The 15,751-nt window shown below is 70.7% G+C and carries 14 protein-coding genes; 9 read left to right on the top strand and 5 right to left on the bottom strand.

Annotated elements, in window-relative coordinates; all coding sequences use genetic code 11:
• The first annotated feature begins 82 nt into the window (after positions 1 to 82).
• From ACFC1J_RS09300 to ACFC1J_RS09290, 3 genes are read left to right on the top strand one after another with little or no spacing between them, the layout of a single operon-like run.
• A complete protein-coding gene (locus ACFC1J_RS09300; protein WP_375904638.1) occupies positions 83 to 4,054 on the top strand; it encodes a Pls/PosA family non-ribosomal peptide synthetase in 3,972 nt (1,323 codons plus the stop codon).
• A gap of 40 nt (positions 4,055 to 4,094) precedes the next feature.
• Complete coding sequence (locus ACFC1J_RS09295) at positions 4,095 to 5,468, top strand: M1 family metallopeptidase (protein ID WP_375904636.1); 1,374 nt, start codon at positions 4,095 to 4,097, stop codon at positions 5,466 to 5,468.
• The gene (locus ACFC1J_RS09290) at positions 5,465 to 6,022 is read left to right on the top strand and encodes an RDD family protein (RefSeq protein ID WP_375904634.1); all 558 of its coding nucleotides are present in this window, start codon (positions 5,465 to 5,467) and stop codon (positions 6,020 to 6,022) included. The genes ACFC1J_RS09295 and ACFC1J_RS09290 overlap by 4 nt, the downstream gene beginning before the upstream one ends.
• Positions 6,023 to 6,077: 55 nt before the next feature.
• Here the strand turns inward: ACFC1J_RS09290 and ACFC1J_RS09285 are convergent, their stop codons facing one another.
• Together ACFC1J_RS09285 and ACFC1J_RS09280 are read right to left on the bottom strand one after the other, a co-directional pair.
• Positions 6,078 to 7,496 (bottom strand): MFS transporter, encoded by a 1,419-nt coding sequence (locus ACFC1J_RS09285; protein ID WP_375904632.1) that lies wholly within the window; start codon positions 7,494 to 7,496, stop codon positions 6,078 to 6,080.
• Complete coding sequence (locus ACFC1J_RS09280) at positions 7,496 to 7,945, bottom strand: MarR family winged helix-turn-helix transcriptional regulator (protein ID WP_375904630.1); 450 nt, start codon at positions 7,943 to 7,945, stop codon at positions 7,496 to 7,498. The genes ACFC1J_RS09285 and ACFC1J_RS09280 overlap by 1 nt, the downstream gene beginning before the upstream one ends.
• A gap of 56 nt (positions 7,946 to 8,001) precedes the next feature.
• On the opposite strand from ACFC1J_RS09280, the gene ACFC1J_RS09275 reads away from it, so the two are divergent.
• Complete coding sequence (locus ACFC1J_RS09275; RefSeq protein ID WP_375904629.1) at positions 8,002 to 8,586, top strand: cysteine hydrolase family protein; 585 nt, start codon at positions 8,002 to 8,004, stop codon at positions 8,584 to 8,586.
• Here the strand turns inward: ACFC1J_RS09275 and ACFC1J_RS09270 are convergent.
• On the bottom strand, positions 8,531 to 9,085 hold the full coding sequence (locus tag ACFC1J_RS09270; protein ID WP_375904627.1) for a 4'-phosphopantetheinyl transferase family protein: 555 nt from the start codon (positions 9,083 to 9,085) through the stop codon (positions 8,531 to 8,533). The genes ACFC1J_RS09275 and ACFC1J_RS09270 overlap by 56 nt on opposite strands.
• 295 nt (positions 9,086 to 9,380) lie before the next feature.
• On the opposite strand from ACFC1J_RS09270, the gene ACFC1J_RS09265 reads away from it, so the two are divergent.
• From ACFC1J_RS09265 to ACFC1J_RS09250, 4 genes are all read left to right on the top strand, one after another.
• Positions 9,381 to 10,835, top strand: a complete 1,455-nt coding sequence (locus tag ACFC1J_RS09265; RefSeq protein WP_375904625.1) for an MFS transporter — start codon at positions 9,381 to 9,383, stop codon at positions 10,833 to 10,835.
• A 12-nt stretch (positions 10,836 to 10,847) separates the two neighbouring features.
• A complete protein-coding gene (locus ACFC1J_RS09260; RefSeq protein WP_375904623.1) occupies positions 10,848 to 11,384 on the top strand; it encodes a TetR/AcrR family transcriptional regulator in 537 nt (178 codons plus the stop codon).
• 3 nt (positions 11,385 to 11,387) lie between these two features.
• Positions 11,388 to 12,287 (top strand): alpha/beta hydrolase, encoded by a 900-nt coding sequence (locus ACFC1J_RS09255; RefSeq protein ID WP_375904621.1) that lies wholly within the window; start codon positions 11,388 to 11,390, stop codon positions 12,285 to 12,287.
• Positions 12,288 to 12,588: 301 nt separating this feature from the next.
• Positions 12,589 to 13,398, top strand: a complete 810-nt coding sequence (locus ACFC1J_RS09250; protein WP_375904619.1) for a hypothetical protein — start codon at positions 12,589 to 12,591, stop codon at positions 13,396 to 13,398.
• Here ACFC1J_RS09250 and ACFC1J_RS09245 read toward each other — a convergent pair.
• Positions 13,391 to 14,344, bottom strand: coding sequence for a helix-turn-helix domain-containing protein (locus ACFC1J_RS09245; protein WP_375904617.1), 954 nt, complete (start codon positions 14,342 to 14,344; stop codon positions 13,391 to 13,393). The genes ACFC1J_RS09250 and ACFC1J_RS09245 overlap by 8 nt on opposite strands.
• Positions 14,345 to 14,573: 229 nt before the next feature.
• On the opposite strand from ACFC1J_RS09245, the gene ACFC1J_RS09240 reads away from it, so the two are divergent.
• Entirely contained in the window at positions 14,574 to 14,768 is a 195-nt protein-coding gene (locus ACFC1J_RS09240) for a hypothetical protein (RefSeq protein WP_375904615.1), read from the top strand.
• A gap of 67 nt (positions 14,769 to 14,835) precedes the next feature.
• On the opposite strand, the gene ACFC1J_RS09235 is transcribed toward ACFC1J_RS09240, so the two are convergent.
• Entirely contained in the window at positions 14,836 to 15,594 is a 759-nt protein-coding gene (locus ACFC1J_RS09235) for an alpha/beta fold hydrolase (RefSeq protein ID WP_375904613.1), read from the bottom strand.
• Positions 15,595 to 15,751: the final 157 nt, after the last annotated feature.

The raw sequence follows: 15,751 nt of genomic DNA, 5'->3' as shown, positions 1-15,751 counted from the left end.
TCCGCTTCACCTGCTGTTTCCCCGGCCGCGGTACCCTGAGCGCGCACGCGCCCCGGCGTGACAGCAGCTCGAACGGAACCCGATGCAAGACATCCTCGACCGCGCCGCGCTCGCCGCGACACCGCGCACGCTGATCGACATCCTCGTCGACACCGCGCGCCGGCACCCCGATGCCTCCGCGATCGAGGACGCGGCGGGCGCGCTCAGCTACGGCGAGCTGCTGGCCCAGGTCTGGCGCACGGCCGCCCGGCTCCGCGAGCACGGGGTCATGCGCGGCGACAGGGTCGGCATCAGGATGCCCTCGGGCGGGCGCGAGCTCTACATCGCGATCCTCGGCACGCTGGCGGCGGGGGCGGCATACGTCCCGGTCGACGCGGACGACCCGCAGGAACGGGCCGACCTGGTCTTCGGCGAGGCGAAGGTGCGCGGCGTGATCGGCGCCGGAGGGGTGTTCCGGGGGACAGCTTCCCCGTCGGGGCCCGGGACCGCCGGGACGGCCCAGGGGGAACAGACCGGATCCGGACTGTTCGACGGCGAGGATCCGCACCCGAGCTCGGTCTCGATCACGACCGTGCCGCATCCGATGCCTCTGGACGACGCCTGGATCATCTTCACCTCCGGCTCGACCGGGGTGCCCAAGGGCGTCGCCGTGACGCATCGCTCGGCGGCGGCATTCGTCGACGCCGAGGCGCATCTCTTCCTCCAGGATGCGCCGCTCGGGCCGGGTGACCGCGTGCTGGCGGGGCTCTCCGTCGCGTTCGATGCCTCGTGCGAGGAGATGTGGCTGGCCTGGCGTTACGGCGCCTGCCTCGTGCCGGCGCCGCGCGCGCTCGTCCGCTCCGGCGAGGACCTCGGCCCCTGGCTGCTCGGGCACGGGATCACCGCGGTGTCGACCGTGCCGACGCTCGCCGCGCTCTGGCCTCAGGACGCGATCGAGAACCTGCGCCTGCTCATCTTCGGCGGCGAGGCGCTGCCGCCCGAGCTCGCGGCGCGGCTGGTGGGGGAGGACCGCGAGGTCTGGAACACGTACGGCCCCACCGAGGCCACGGTCGTCGCGTGCGCGGCCCTGATGGACGGCGAGGCGCTGCGCGCAGGGGAGCCGGTACGGATCGGCCTGCCGCTGGACGGCTGGGAGCTCGCGGTCGTCGATGCCGAGGGTCATCGCGTCGCCGAGCGCGAGGTCGGCGAGCTCGTGATCGGCGGCGTCGGCCTCGCGCGGTACCTCGATGCGGCCAAGGATGCGGAGAAGTACGCGCCGATGCCGTCCCTGGGTTGGGATCGCGCTTACCGCTCCGGCGATCTCGTGCGCTACGAGGAGGCGGGCCTCGTATTCCAGGGCCGCGCCGACGACCAGGTCAAGATCGGCGGCCGGCGCATCGAGCTCGGCGAGGTCGAGACCGCGCTGCAGAACCTCACCGCGGTCACGGCGGCGACCGTCGTGGTGCAGCGCAGCGAGGGCGGGATCCCGCTGCTCGTCGGCTACGTGGTGCCGACCGAGGGCTTCGACCGGCAGACGGCGCGCGCGGAGCTCGCCGAGACGCTCCCCGCCCCGCTCATCCCGCTGCTCGCGATCATGGACGACCTGCCCGTGCGCACCTCGGGCAAGGTCGACAAGGCGGCGCTGCCATGGCCGCTGACGGATCCGGACGCCGACGACTCCACCCTCACCGGCACCGCGGCCTGGCTCGCAGAGCAGTGGTTCGCCGTGCTCGGCACGCGGCCGCTCGACGAGGACGCCGACTTCTTCCAGCTCGGCGGCGGATCCCTCGCCGCCGCGCAGCTGGTGAGCAGGATCCGGTCCCGCGCCCCCGAGTTCACGATGGCCGACGTGTACGACCTGCCGCGCCTGCGGCGGATGGCCGACGCCGTCGAAGCGGAGGCGGGCGACGAGGAGTCGGAGTCTGCAGACTTCCACGAGTCCCGGCCCACGCCGCGGCGCATGCAGTGGATCCAGACGATCCTGGGGGTGCCGCTGTTCGTCCTCGGCGGCATCAGGTGGGTGCTGTGGCTGCTCACCGGCAGCGCGATCCTGCACCTCGTCCCGGGGTTCGACTGGCTGCCGACGGCGCCGCTGTGGCTGCTGATCGCCGGGCTCGTGGTGTTCGCGACGCCGTTCGGTCGGATGGCGATCGCCGCGGCCGCCGCACGCGTCCTGCTCGCCGGGGTGCGCGCGGGCGACTACCCCCGCGGCGGCGGCGTGCACCTGCGGCTCTGGCTCGCGGAGCAGGTCAGCCACCAGATCGACCCCGTCGGCTTCGCGGGCGCCCCGTGGGTGAGCTACTACGCCAGGGCGCTCGGCGCGAGGATCGGGCCCGGCGTCGACCTGCACACGCTCCCGCCTGTGACCGGCATGCTCGACATCGGGGCCGGCGCCGCGATCGAGCCCGAGGTCGACCTCTCCGGCCACTGGATCGACGGCGACACCGTGCGCATCGGCGGAATACGCATCGGCGCGGGCGCGGTGGTCGGCGCGCGCAGCACGCTCGCTCCCGGCACCAGGATCGGCCGCGCCGCCGAGGTGGCCCCCGGATCCGCCGTGTTCGGCCGTGTGCGTGCCGGGCAGCGCTGGGCGGGTTCCCCCGCAGTGCGCGTCGGCGGCAAGTCCGCTCCGCTCGCGCCGGAGCGTCCGCCGGCTCCGCGGCGCTGGTTGTGGGCATATGCCGCATCGAGCATGGGTCTGGGGCTCCTGCCCGTGCTCGCTTTCGCCCTCGGTGCGCTCGTGCTCGTGCAGGGGGGGCGCGGCGCCGCCTCGCTCGCCGCCGCGATCCCGGGGCTGGCGATCTGGCTCGTGCCGTCCGTGCTGGTGACCGGATTCGTGTTCGCCGTGCTCGTCGTGGCGGCGACCCGGCTGCTGTCGATCGGACTGCGCGAGGGGATCCATCCCGTCCGCGGCCGGATCGCCTGGCAGGCGTGGACCACCGAGCGCCTGCTCGACTCCGCGCGCACGCTGCTCTTCCCCCTCTACGCGAGCCTGTTCACCCCCACCTGGCTGCGGCTTCTCGGGGCGAAGGTCGGCAAGGAGGTGGAGATCTCCACCGTGCTGCTGATCCCCTCGATGGCGACGATCGACGACGGCGCCTTCCTCGCCGACGACACCATGGTCGCGTCCTACGAGCTCGGCGGCGGGTGGATGCGTCTGGCCGCGGCGCGCATCGGCAAGCGTGCGTTCCTCGGCAACTCCGGGATGGCCGGGGCCGGGCACAAGGTTCCCAAGGACGGCCTGGTCGCCGTGCTCTCGGCCGCGCCGGACAAGGCGAAGGCCGGATCCTCCTGGCTCGGATCCCCGCCGGTGCGTCTGCGCCGAGTCGTGAACGAGTCGGATCTTGAGCGCACCTACCGACCTCGCACGGCGCTGCGGGTCGCCCGCGGCTTGTGGGAGCTGTGCCGCATCGTGCCGGTCATCCTCTCCTGCGCGCTCGGGCTGGCCGTCCTGCTGACGCTCGCCGCGCTGGCCACGGGTATCGGGCTGGCATGGACCGTCGTGCTCTCCGGCTTCGTCCTGCTGGCCGCCGGCGCGGTCGCCGCCGCGTTCGCGACCGCCGCGAAGTGGGCGTTCGTCGGGCCGATCCGTCCCGGCGAGCACCCGCTCTGGTCGAGCTTCGTGTGGCGCACCGAGGTCGCCGACACGTTCACCGAGATGATGGCCGCGCCCTGGTTCGCCAACGCGGCGGCGGGCACACCCGCACTCGCCGTGTGGCTGCGCTCGCTTGGCGCGACGATCGGGAAGGGCGTCTGGACCGACAGCTACTGGCTGCCGGAGCCGGATCTGGTCACGCTCGGCGACGGCGCCACGGTCAACCGCGGGTGCGTCGTGCAGACGCACCTCTTCCACGACCGCGTGATGAGCATCGACACCGTCACGCTCGAAGCCGGCGCGACCCTCGGCCCGCACAGCGTGATCCTGCCCGCCGCGACGATCGGATCCGATGCGACGGTCGGCCCGGCCTCGCTCGTCATGCGGGGCGAGAGCGTGCCGGTCGGCAGCCGCTGGAGCGGTAACCCGATCGGCCCCTGGCGCGTGGTGAAGGTGCGCAGCTACCAGGCGGTGGAATAGGCGTTGCGCATCGAACCCCCGGATCTGTGAGCATGGAACTGTGAGCCCCGACGACTACACCCCGCATTCCGGAGATCGCCGCTACCGCGTCGAGCACTACGACCTGACGATCGACTACCGGCTCGGCAGCAACCGGCTGGACGGCGTCGCCGTCGTGCGCGGGCGTGCGGTCGAGGCGACCAAGGCGATCTCACTGGACCTCTCGGGGCTCCGCGCGACCAAGGTGCGCAGCGACCTCGGCGGACGCATCGGCTTCACGCAGACCGACCGCAAGGTCAAGGTCGCACTCGGCCGCGAACTCGCGGCGGGGGATCCGTTCGAGCTCACGATCTCCTACGGCGGGGCTCCCCGTCCGCGGCGGACCCGCTGGGGCACGCTCGGCTGGGAGGAACTGGAGGACGGTGCGATCGTCGCCTCGCAGCCCGTCGGCGCACCGACGTGGTTCCCCTGCAACGACCACCCCTCCGACAAGGCGACCTACCGGCTCTCGATCACGACGGATCCCGGATACGCGGTCGCGGCCGCCGAGCCGGTGTCCACGACGACCAAGGGCGGGCGCACGACCTGGGTCTTCGAGCGCACCATGCCGACGCCCAGCTACCTCGCGACCGTGCAGATCGGAAAATATGTCTCCCGAGGCATGGATCTCTCGGGCGTCGAGGGACAGGTGCTGCATCCGGTGGGACTGCGGGCCCGCGTCGAGGCGGATCTGGCCCCGCTGCCGCAGATGATGGCCGTTTTCGCCGAGGCGTTCGGTCCGTACCCGCTGCCCTCCTACCGGCTCGTGGTGACGGCGGACGATCTGGAGATCCCGCTCGAGGCGCAGGGCATGGGCGTCTTCGGTGCGAACCACATCGACGGCCGGGGCAGCCTCGAGCGCCTCATCGCGCACGAGCTCGCGCACCAGTGGTTCGGAAACAGCGTGGGCCTTGCGCGGTGGCGGGACATCTGGCTGAACGAGGGGTTCGCCTGCTATGCGGAGTGGATCTGGTCCGAGCGCAGCGGCGGGCACAGCGCGCACGCGAAGGCGCTCGGTCACTGGACGGCGCTCGCGGCCGAGCCGCAGGATCTCGTGCTGTCGGATCCAGGGCCCGAGGTCATGTTCGATGACCGGGTCTACAAGCGCGGCGCGCTCGTCCTGCACGCGCTGCGGCTGACGGTGGGCGACGATGCGTTCTTCCGGATCCTTCGGACGTGGACCTCACGCCACGCGGGCGCCACCGCGACGACAGAGGATTTCCGCACGCTCGCCGCCTCCGTCGCGGGCCGCCGGCTGGAGGCGTTCTTCGACGCCTGGCTCGATGCCGAGGCACTGCCGCCGCTGCCCGAAGCGGCGGCGGGCGCCGCGGTGGAGCCGGCACCGGTGACCCAGGCCCTGAACGTCGTCCCGCGCGTCGTGGAGGGGATCCGATGACCGAGGACACGCCGGGGCCCGGGGCGGTCGCGCCCGCTGAGCGCAGAGCCGCGCTGGCCGACGTCCGTGCCCGGCTCGCTTCCGAACTCGGCACCGCGGAGGCGAAGCGAGTCCGCGCCTTCGAGGACGGCACGCTCTACGTCGACTCGACCATGTCGGGGGCGCTCCTGGCCTGGCTGGTCGACAGCGTCCTCCTGTATGCGGTCGCGGTCGCCGTGGCGATCGGCTACGGCACGACATCCGACGACCCCGACCGTGCGGTCGGCGCCGTCATCATCGGCCTTGCGCTGATCGTCGTGCTGCCCTTCGTCTACGGCTGGGCCTTCCGCAACGGCCGCGCCCTGGGCGGACTGCTGACCGGCACCCAGGTGGTGCGGATGAAGGACGGGAGCCCGGTCGGACTCGCGAAGGCGGGGTGGGCGATGCTGATCCGCACCGTCTTCCTGCCGTTCCTGTTCTGGGCGGCGATCGATGGGATCGGCCAGGTCAGGGTGAGCATCGACAGCGCCGCGACCGCACGGCTCCGCCGGAGCGGCATCGCCCGCCTGCCCTGACCGCCCCTGGGGGGCCGCCGGGGTCGTTTGGCGTCGGGCCGGGTCGCGCCGAGCGTCAGTCGTCGGCCGGCGGGTCCTCCCGGCCGATCCGTGCGAGCGACCGGTCGAACACCGTGAGGAGCAGGAACACCGTCGAGATCCCGACCACGACCCAGCCCAGGACGTGCAGCCCCTCCGTCGTGGCCCGTGCGCCGTAGACGTTGCCGTAGATCACGGATGACACGATCGCACCGAGATAGAAGAACGTGCGCAGCAGCCCCGCGGAGGAGGCGATGCGGTCCGGCTCGGCCTGGTAGTACAGGGCGTTCTGGATCGCGAGGTTGTTGAGGCCCTGCGGGATGCCGAGCACCAGCATCGCGAGCACGAGGAACCAGATCGGCGAGGATCCCGTCATGAGGAGCACGAGGATCCCGGCGACCAGCTGCGCGGCGGATCCGACCAGCAGCTTCTGGACGACCTCGGGGCGGCGCCCGAAGGCGACGGCGACGGCGATGCCGGCCGCGAACACCGGCAGCAGCACGAGTCCGGCGACGGTCGGGGTGAGGCCGCGGCCGTCCTCGAGCCACTGCGTGAAGCCGTAGACGAAGGTGTACGAGATGGTCGCGGTCAGCAGGGAGCGGACGTAGCTGAGCAGCAGAGGAGCGTTGCCGGAGAGCACGCGCACGTCGATGAAGGGGTCCGGGAACCGTCGCTCCCACCACACGAACGCGGCTCCCGTGACGAGCGCGATCACGAGCAGCCAGATCAGCGCAGGCGCGATGTTCTGCAGGAAGACGAGCAGGGCGAGCATCGCGACGGCGAACAGCAGGATCCCGATCCCGTCGATCCGCGGCCGATCCTGCACGGCGGGTTCGAGTCCCGTCCGACGGGGGAGGAAGAGGGCGCCGAGGAGCAGCGTGGCGAGCCCCAGAGGCAGGTTCACCGCGAACGTGGCACGCCAGCCCCAGGCGCCGATGAGCAGACCGCCGAGCGCGGGCGCGATGACCGCGATGGTCTGCGTGGTCACCGAGAGCAGCGTCAGGATACCCGCGGGGGACGCGAGGCCGGTGCGCACGCCCTCCGCCCTGATCAGATGCATCGCGGCGGGGTAGCCGGCGCAGGTTCCCAGGCCCAGGATCACCCGGGCCGCGACGAGCCACCAGATGCTGTCGCGGTTCTCGGGGGCGAGCAGGCCGATCGCGCCCGCGACGGCCACGAGCACCGCGCCCAGCAGGAACAGCGTCCGCACGCCGAACACGTCGACGAGCCGGCCCACGAGCGGCTGTCCGATCGCGGTCGCCAGGTAGAGGCTCGACACCAGCCACACGGTCTCGCTCGCAGGGGCGCCGAGGGCGAGTCCGATCGGCGTGAGCGCCACGGCGATGATCGCGGTGTTGATCGGATTGAGGATCGCCCCGATCATCATCGGCGCGAGGAGCCGCCTGTCGAAGCGTCCGGCGGGGGCGGGTCCTCCGATCGGCGAGAGGAGGCGCATCAGGGCAGCATCCTCTCCAGCACGGCCATCGCGGCGGAGACCGTGCGGAGGTCCGCGGGGTCGAGGTCGGTGAGAGCGTGCTCGAGCCAGGCCGCCGCGGCGTCCTTCTGACCTTCGATGCGTGCCCGGCCGGCATCGGTGAGATCGATGATCTGGCGCCGGCCGTCGCTCGGATCCTGACTGCGGGTCACGAAGCCCGCTCCCTCCAGCGCCTCGACGGTCGTGGCCATCGACTGCGGCCGCACGCGCTCGGCGGAGGCCAGCGCACTCACAGTGGAGACGCCGCCTTTGCCCAGCCGGGCGAGGGCCGAGGCCTGCGACGGGGTCAGCGCATCATCGGCGCCCGCCTCGCGGAAGCGCCGCAGTAGGCGGGCCACGACGGTCCGCAGATCGAGCGCCGTCTGCGCGGGGCTCGGGGCGAGGGGCGTCTCAGGCGGGGTCTCGATCATATCGACAGTCTAAACTGCACAGGTAAAACTGTCTAATGTGTGCGAGGATGCGTCGCATGACCACCGCACTCCTGCTCATGGACTTCCAGAACGGCATCGCCGGGCGCTACGCCGAAGGGGGCTCCGATGTGATCGTGAACGCCCAGCGCGCCCTCGCCGCCGCCCGCGCCGCGGGGGTCCCCGTCGTCTTCGTCCGCGTCGCGTTCCGCGAGGGCTTCCCCGAGGCGGCCGCGCGCAACAAGTCCTTCGGCGCGATCGCGCAGTCGCCCCTGGCGCCGCACATGGGGGAGGAGTCGGAGGGCACCCAGATCGTCGCCGACCTCGCCCCGCTTCCGGGGGAGCCCGTGGTCGTCAAGCGGCGGATCGGCGCGTTCGCTTCCGACCTCGACGCGGTGCTGCGCGGACTCGGTACGACCGACCTCGTGCTCGCCGGCGTCTCCACGAGCGGCGTCGTGCTGAGCACGATCCGTCACGCCGCCGACTACGACTTCGGGCTCACGGTTCTCGCGGACGCGTGCGCGGATCAGGATCCCGGAGTGCACAGGGTGCTGCTCGAGAAGGTGTTCCCGCGTCAGGCCGACGTGGTCACGGTCGACGCGTGGGCGTCGGCTCTGGGCCAGGACGCCTCAGCGCGAGCGTGACGATCGTCCCGGGCGCGGCGGCGACCGGGAGGATTCGGAATGCGCCGCCGTCCGGGACCGTCGCGTGTCCGGCGGGGGAGAGGCGCACTTGGTCCGGAGGCACCATCAGCCCGCGTCCGTCGGCCTTGAGCGCCGCCTCGATCGCGGTCCAGCCGCGGAGGTCCGGGGGATCCGCCGGTGCGAACAGGAGAGCGAGGTCGGGCGCCGATCCTTCGAGCTCGACGTCGATGCCGATCGCGTCCGCCTCCTGCTCACGGGCGACGGCGACGACGACCCAGGGGTGCGCGTACGCGGCGCTCGCGAGCAGCGGTGCGTACGGCAGCAGTGGTCGTCCGTGCGGCCCGCCGCAGACCGGGCAGCGCTGCTGGATCCGCAGATTCGCACCCGGGGCGAGCTCGGAGGCCAGCGCCCGGATGAGGGCGCGACCGGTCTCGCGTCGATCGTGCGGCGCGGTGCGCGCCCACGCGATCCGCACGCCCTCGACCGCCGTCCGCTCCACGACCCCAGCGTAGAGCGGGGCCGGACCGCGGGTGCGGTCCGCGACGGTCGGCGCCGGTGCGATCAGCGGTTGTCACGCAGGTGAAGCTCAGTAGCGTGCGCTCGGTCGGGCGATCATCGCCGCAGGTGCGGCGCCGATGTGCGCGATCGTGGCGGCGCTGTGAGCCGCATGCGTCAGATGTCGAGTCGGGTAGCCAGACCATGCTGGTCGGGCTACCAACCAGAATGGTCGGTATCTTGTGTACACTCGTCGTGCCGCCTGCATTCCCGGCAGGTGCCAGAGGAGGAGGCGCGACATGACAACGGCTGACACCCCGACCCAACGGCGACGCTGGTGGGCGCTCGGCGTTCTCACCCTGTCCCAGTTGATGGTGGTCCTCGACGTCACGATCGTGAACATCGCCCTCCCCTCGGCACAGTCGGAGCTGGAGTTCCCCGACGAAGGGCGGCATTGGCTTGTCACCGGCTATGCCCTTGCCTTCGGAAGCCTCTTGCTCATCGGTGGACGGCTGAGCGACTATTTCGGCAGGCGGCGCATGCTCGCCATCGGACTGGCGGGTTTCGCGCTCGCGTCAGCTCTCGGCGGTTTCGCCGACGCCTTCGGCACCCTTCTGGCCGCTCGTGTTCTGCAAGGGGTCTTCGGGGCCCTGCTGGCACCGGCCGCGCTTTCGCTGGTCTCGACGACGTTCGAGGACCGGGGGAGTCGGTTGCGCGCCTTCGCCGTCTTCGGCGCGGTGTCCTCCGCGGGCGGCGCGATCGGCCTCCTTCTCGGGGGAGTGTTGACGGAGTACCTCACCTGGAGGTGGTGCATGTTCGTCAACCTTCCGATCGCGCTCATCGCGCTGGCCGGCATGGGACTCATTGCGAAGCAGACGGCGCCGCAGCGCGCCACGCTCGATATTCCGGGTTCCCTCACATCGGTCGCCGGAATGGTGGCATTGGTCTTCGGGCTGGCGATGGCCGAGCGCAACGGGTGGGGTAGCCCCGTGACGTTCGGCCCGTTGGCGCTGGGGATCTTGCTGCTCGCGGCGTTCGTCCTGATCGAGCGTCAGGCGCCGGCTCCGCTTCTGCCGCTGAGAGTGATCACCGACCGCAATCGCGGGGCGGCGAACATCGTCGCTCTCCTGGTGAACGGCGCGCTCTTCGCCGTCTTCCTCTTCAGCACGTACTTCCTCTCCGAAGCGCTGGGCTATTCGCCGATGCGGACCGGGATGAGTTTCGTGCCTGTCGTGCTGGGGATCATCGTCACCTCGGCTCTGGCCGGATCGGGGTTCGCCTCGCGGTTCGGTCCCAAGTCGATCATCACCGCGGGGTGCGTCGTGGCCGGTCTGGGCCTGGCGCTGCTGACGGGCGCGGGCACGGACAGCGAGTTCTTCCGCGATCTCCTGCCGGGGCTCATCGTCTACGGCCTCGGTCTCGGTCTCGTGTTCGGTCGGCTGCAGGAGGCTGCCACGGCCTACGCAGAATCTCGCGATGTCGGGGTGGCGTCGGCGATGATCAATACCAGCCAGGAGGTCGGCGGCGCGGCCGGGACGGCGCTGGTCAGCTCGTTGGCTGCTGCTGCGGCGGCCTCCGTCGTCGCGGCTGCGTCGCACGGCGCGACTCTGGGTGCCGCCGTCACCGTCGAGAGCTATCGGACCGCGCTCTGGGCCGCTGTCGTGCTCCAGAGCCTGGCAGCGCTCGTCTCGATACTGTTGTTTCGCCGCGGGGCCGTCGAGAAGGACCCGAACCGCGAATCAATCGCCCACTAGGGGAAGAGGACCATGTCGACCAGCAGGACCGTCATCGTCGATGCCGCGGCGACGCTCTTCGCACGCTTCGGATTCGAGCGCACCTCGATCCAGGCGATCGCCGACGCCACCGGATATTCAAAAGCGGGTCTACTTCATCATTTCCCCACAAAGCTGGCTGTCTATGCAGCGGTCCTCGAGGAGTCCCACACCGAGACAGTCCGTGTCAAGGACCGCGTCGCTGATCTTCCTGTGGGCCCGGAAAGGGATCGTCGGGCTGTCGAGCTGCTCGTCGATCTGGCACTGTCGCGGCCAGGTCTCGTCAGCATGCTGCTGAGCGCGATCGTCCCCACGGGAAACGACGACACCGACCACATCGATCTCCTCGGAGGCCTGCTTCTGGAAGCCTTCGATGACGTCGCGCCGGCGGATGCTCGTCACATCCGCGTCACCGGAGCCCTCGTCGCCCTTGGAATCCTCGCCTTGGAGGCGCGCAGATCCGATAACGCCTCATTCTGGCGCAATGAGATCATCGCGACGGCTCTCAGCACTCTGGGGCAGGTGCACTGAGCCATGCAGCGTCAGGACGTCTGTTTCGGGACGAGCGACGGCATCACCGTGCGGGGGTGGCTGTATCTGCCGGTCGGAAATGCTGCAGCCCCCGCGATATCCATGGCGCATGGTTTCGCGGCGGTCAAGGAGCACGGGCTGGATCGGTTCGCATCGTTGTTCTGCGAGTCGGGTTTCGTCGTGCTCGTCCACGACCATCGCGGATTCGGCAGCAGCGACGGGTTGCCGCGCGACCATATCGACCCCTGGCAGCAGATCGCCGACTGGCGCGACGCGATCACCTTTCTGGAGCAGCACGATCGCGTACAGGAAGACCGAATCGGCATCTGGGGGACGAGCTACGCAGGCGGGCATGCGCTGGTTCTGGGAGCCACCGATCCTCGAGTGCGGTGCGTGGTGTCGCAGGTTCCGACGATCAGCGGCTTCGAACAGGGGCTGCGACGGGTCACCCCCGATGCCACGCTCGAACTCGAGCGCGACTTCGTCGAGGAGGATCGGCGACTCGTGCACGGTCATCAGCCCGATACGGTCACCGTCGCTGCTTCGGACGGATCCCCTGCCGCCTACCGGACTCGGGAAGCCGCCGATTTCTATGGGATGCCGTCGGCTGCGGGCGTCTGGAACAACGCCGTGACCGTGAGGTCGAATCGCGCCGCACGACTCTACGAACCCGGTATCTGGGCGCCGCGCGTTTCGCCCACGCCTCTGCACTTCATCGTGGCAACCCATGACACCGTCACGCTGACCGACCTAGGCCTCGACGCCTATGAGTCCAGCCGTCCGCCCAAAGGTCTCACGTTGGTGCGCGGTGGTCACTTCGCACCGTATGAGGCGGAGTTCGACGCCGCATCGGCAGCTGCTCTGTCCTGGTTCCGGCAGCATCTCCGACACTCACCTCCATAGCCACGCCCGGGGACCGGCGCAGGCGCTCGGGATGACGCGCGAGGCGGGATTTACCGTGCGTTAACCCGATCCTCCTGAGAATGCGCTTGAGTGTAAAGGCCGGCGGCACCCCGATGCGTGACGGCGTTTCGAGATTCGGCGCGGCAACCGTGTCTGCCCTGGGGAGGGCGAGAGGGAAAGGGCTGTGTTCACCGTGTGTAGGGAGACAGCCGACGACGGCGGGCATGTCGTCGTCGGGGAATGGCGGGATGTCGCGAGCCTCCGCGCGACGGCGAGCGAGGTCGGGTGGGACATCCTCCAGGTGGCGCCGCCGCCGCGGATCCATGTCGAGACGGTTGGCGGACCGATGGCGTTTGCGACCAGGATCCGCACGGCCTCGCTGACGGCACGATGGTCCCATCCGCGCCGCGAAGAGCCGCGCTGGCGGGCGATTCTGGTGGCCGGGGGAGAAGCCGAGTTCCGTTACGGCGACCACCGCACCCACCTGCGCGAGGGGGAGGTGCTGATCGATGCCCTCGATGAGCTCGAGTTCCGCAGCAGCGGTTCCACCGCGCTCCTTTCCGCCTCGGGGCCCTGGCATGAGCGCGTCGCCGCGGGCTTCGGCCCTGCCGGCTCGCCTGCGCGCGTGCTCAGGCCGTCGCCGGCGGCGATGTCGATGTTCAGCTCGGTGCTCGGCCAGGGGATCGCGGCGGAGCTCGGCCCAGACGACTCGGCCTTCGACACGTATTGGCGCACAGTCGAGCATGCCGTGGCGTACCTCGCTCAATCAGGGGGGAGCTGGGTTCCATCCGGATTGTCGCCGGCGAATGCCGAGCTCTATCGGAACGCTCTGCGGTTCATGGGGCGGAACTACCATCGTGCGGATCTGTCGATCGCTCAGATCAGTGAAGGGGCCTTCGCGTCGGCATCCAGTCTGTTCCGTGCGTTCGGCGCCGCCGGGACGACGCCGCGGGCCGAGCTGAGTCGTCTGCGCGTCGCAGCATCGCGTGAGCGGATCGAGCTGGGCGGGCCTCAGGTCGATCTCGTGGCGGTGGCCCGCGCCTGCGGCTTCTCCTCGGCGGCAGCGATGCAGGCGGCGTTGTCCAGACAGCGTCGCGGCGGACTCAGCTGACGTCGGCCGACGGCGGGCGGCTTTCGTCAGATCGCAAGGCTCGGCGCAGTGCGCGGCTGGTGGCGAATCCGGATGCTTCGGCGGCGGCGGCGGCGGCGATCTCCTGAGGCGTCGGCAGCCGAGGCAGCTGGGTGCGGGCGTGGGCGATTCGGGCGTCCTGGAGCGCGTGGCGTGGTGACGTGCCGCGTTCCGCGAACGCTCGGTGCAGCCACGCCTTGGACACGCCGAGGTGTCCCGCGAGCCCGGCGACGGTGAACGTCGGGTCCGTGTGCTGTTCGTCGATGATGTGGAGAGCGCGCTCGTAGAGCGTCGTGGGGTGTGCGAGGCCGTAGCAGGCGCGCAGTGTGTTGTGCAGCAGAGAGGACACGGCCGAGTCGATCGAAGCGAGCCAGGCGGCGAAACCGAGGTCGCACTCGTCGAGGCGCTGTTCGAACGTGGCGTTCACCATTGTGGTGAAGAGCCCCGCGAGCTCTTCGGGAGGAGTGCTGACGACGGGGACGTCCTCGCGCCGCAGGCCGGCGGGCAGGATGTCCGTCCATCGGTGCGACACGTGGATCGCGGCGACCGGCACGGCGGACTCGAACGCGGCCGGTAGCGTCGGATCGTAGATCAGGAGGATCCCGGGCTCGAAAGCGTGTCCTTCGCCGGCGATCGTGTAGACGCCGGTGCCCTCGACGATGAGCGTCGCGACGAAGCGGCCGGTTTCATCCTGTTCGTTCGGGGCATTGCGATGGGAACGCGTCGGCGTATGCCACAGGCGAGATAGGACGAAGCTGTCGGTCACGAGGATGTCGCCTCCGAGCCTCAGCGGGGCGGCAGGGTCGTCGACAGTCCAGTTGATGCTGGCCAGGACGGCGCGTGCGGCTGCGCCCTGTGTGTCCAGTGCGTAGTCGATGCGCATGGTGTTGGACGGCGGACCGCTCCCCTTCCTCTCGGTGCGAGGCACGTCTGCATTTCACTATGTCACGGCGCTTTGGGCAGGTCCGAAAGCCCGACGGGATGTGGCAGTCCGGCTCGGAGGCAAGTCCGTACGAACCGGAAAGTAAAGAGATTTGGCGACCGAATTCCGATATTCCCGGCGAGTTCGCTGTGGCCGGATGTTCTCCGCACGATAGCCGGGAGGGCTCCCCGCGCCCGGTCCCTTAGCGGGGAGTCCTCCTAGGAAGGAGACCGTGGTGTCGAACATGAGCAGCGACCGCCCGACGCCGGATCCTGTTCCTGAAAGTGGCGCTTCCGAGATCGCGGAAGACGAGGTGCCGTCCGATGCTCGACAGGAGCGCCGGCGGATCGTGCGCGGGGCGGCGTGGCGGCTGCCGGTGATCCTTGCGGCGGCATACAGGGCGGAGAATCCGGACTCGGATCCCGTGTGACAGGGGAGATTGCTGCTCGTCGGGCTGCTGCCGATGCGCGGGATCCGGCGTCTGGCGTGCGAGGGCGTCAGGTGCGCGAGAGGAAGTCCGCGATGCGGGATGCGGCAGGGGCGGCGTCCCGGATCATCGTCTCGTGGCCGCATCCGGGGATCTCCGCGAGCTCCGCGCGCGGGATCGCCTCCGTGACCGCGCGGGTCCAGACCGACGGGCACACCGGATCCCGCGAGCCGCGCAGCACGAGCGTCGGCACGGCGATCCGCGGATAGAGGTCCTCGGGGCGGTGCGCGACCGTGGCTCGGATCTTGCGGACGAGCTGCGGGCCGGCGCGGAGGTACTCGCGCACGCCGCGGACCACGACGCGCGGGTCGATCGAGGCGGTGTCGTGCAGGAATCGCAGGGCCTGCCGCGCCACGCGCCGGGCGCCGGCGTCGACGGTGGGCGCGGCGAGCACGACGGCGCGGACCTTGTCGGGGTGACGGACGGCGAGTTCCGCTGCGACCTGGCTCCCCATCGAGTGCCCGACGACCGTGACCGCGGGCAGCCCCTCGGCGGTCAGGTGCGCTGCGACGAGGTCGGCGTGCTCGGGCATGGTGAGCGGGAGGTCGGGCTCCGGTGCGGCGCCGAAGCCCGGCAGGTCCACGGCCAGGACGGTGCCGTCCAGTCGCCGGGCCAGCTCGACGAAGACGCTGCGCCCCATGCCCAGCCCGTGCAGGAGCAGGAACACCTCGGACCCGGATCCGGCCCGTTCCGCGATCAGGGTCGCGGAGCCGACCGTGAACGCCGAGACGGTTCCGTCGAGGGCCGGGGTCAGGTCGGGATCGTTCACCGAACCACTTCATCACATCCGGCGACGGGCAGAGCCCCCGTGCCCCTCCCATACCCCGAGTCGTGCCCCGCCGCGCCCCCCCCGGGGGGCGCCGGGGGGGGCGCCCCCGGGGGGGGGGGGGCACGCGTGGGGGGGTTGAATAACCGGGGGGGGAAGT

The sequence above is a fragment of the Microbacterium sp. NPDC056052 genome, assembly GCF_042266785.1.
In the GTDB taxonomy this organism is placed as follows: domain Bacteria; phylum Actinomycetota; class Actinomycetes; order Actinomycetales; family Microbacteriaceae; genus Microbacterium.
The sequence above is the reverse complement of the archived record's forward strand: the minus strand, read 5'-3'. Positions and strand labels throughout refer to the sequence as shown.

Excerpts from the sequence above, each read along its gene's own strand:
- ACFC1J_RS09300 (WP_375904638.1), top strand. The coding sequence starts at position 83 with ATGCAAGACATCCTCGACCGCGCCGCGCTCGCCGCGACACCGCGCACG.
- ACFC1J_RS09290 (WP_375904634.1), top strand. The coding sequence starts at position 5,465 with ATGACCGAGGACACGCCGGGGCCCGGGGCGGTCGCGCCCGCTGAGCGC.
- ACFC1J_RS09285 (WP_375904632.1), bottom strand. The coding sequence starts at position 7,496 with ATGCGCCTCCTCTCGCCGATCGGAGGACCCGCCCCCGCCGGACGCTTC.
- ACFC1J_RS09280 (WP_375904630.1), bottom strand. The coding sequence starts at position 7,945 with ATGATCGAGACCCCGCCTGAGACGCCCCTCGCCCCGAGCCCCGCGCAG.
- ACFC1J_RS09275 (WP_375904629.1), top strand. The coding sequence starts at position 8,002 with ATGACCACCGCACTCCTGCTCATGGACTTCCAGAACGGCATCGCCGGG.
- ACFC1J_RS09265 (WP_375904625.1), top strand. The coding sequence starts at position 9,381 with ATGACAACGGCTGACACCCCGACCCAACGGCGACGCTGGTGGGCGCTC.
- ACFC1J_RS09260 (WP_375904623.1), top strand. The coding sequence starts at position 10,848 with ATGTCGACCAGCAGGACCGTCATCGTCGATGCCGCGGCGACGCTCTTC.
- ACFC1J_RS09255 (WP_375904621.1), top strand. The coding sequence starts at position 11,388 with ATGCAGCGTCAGGACGTCTGTTTCGGGACGAGCGACGGCATCACCGTG.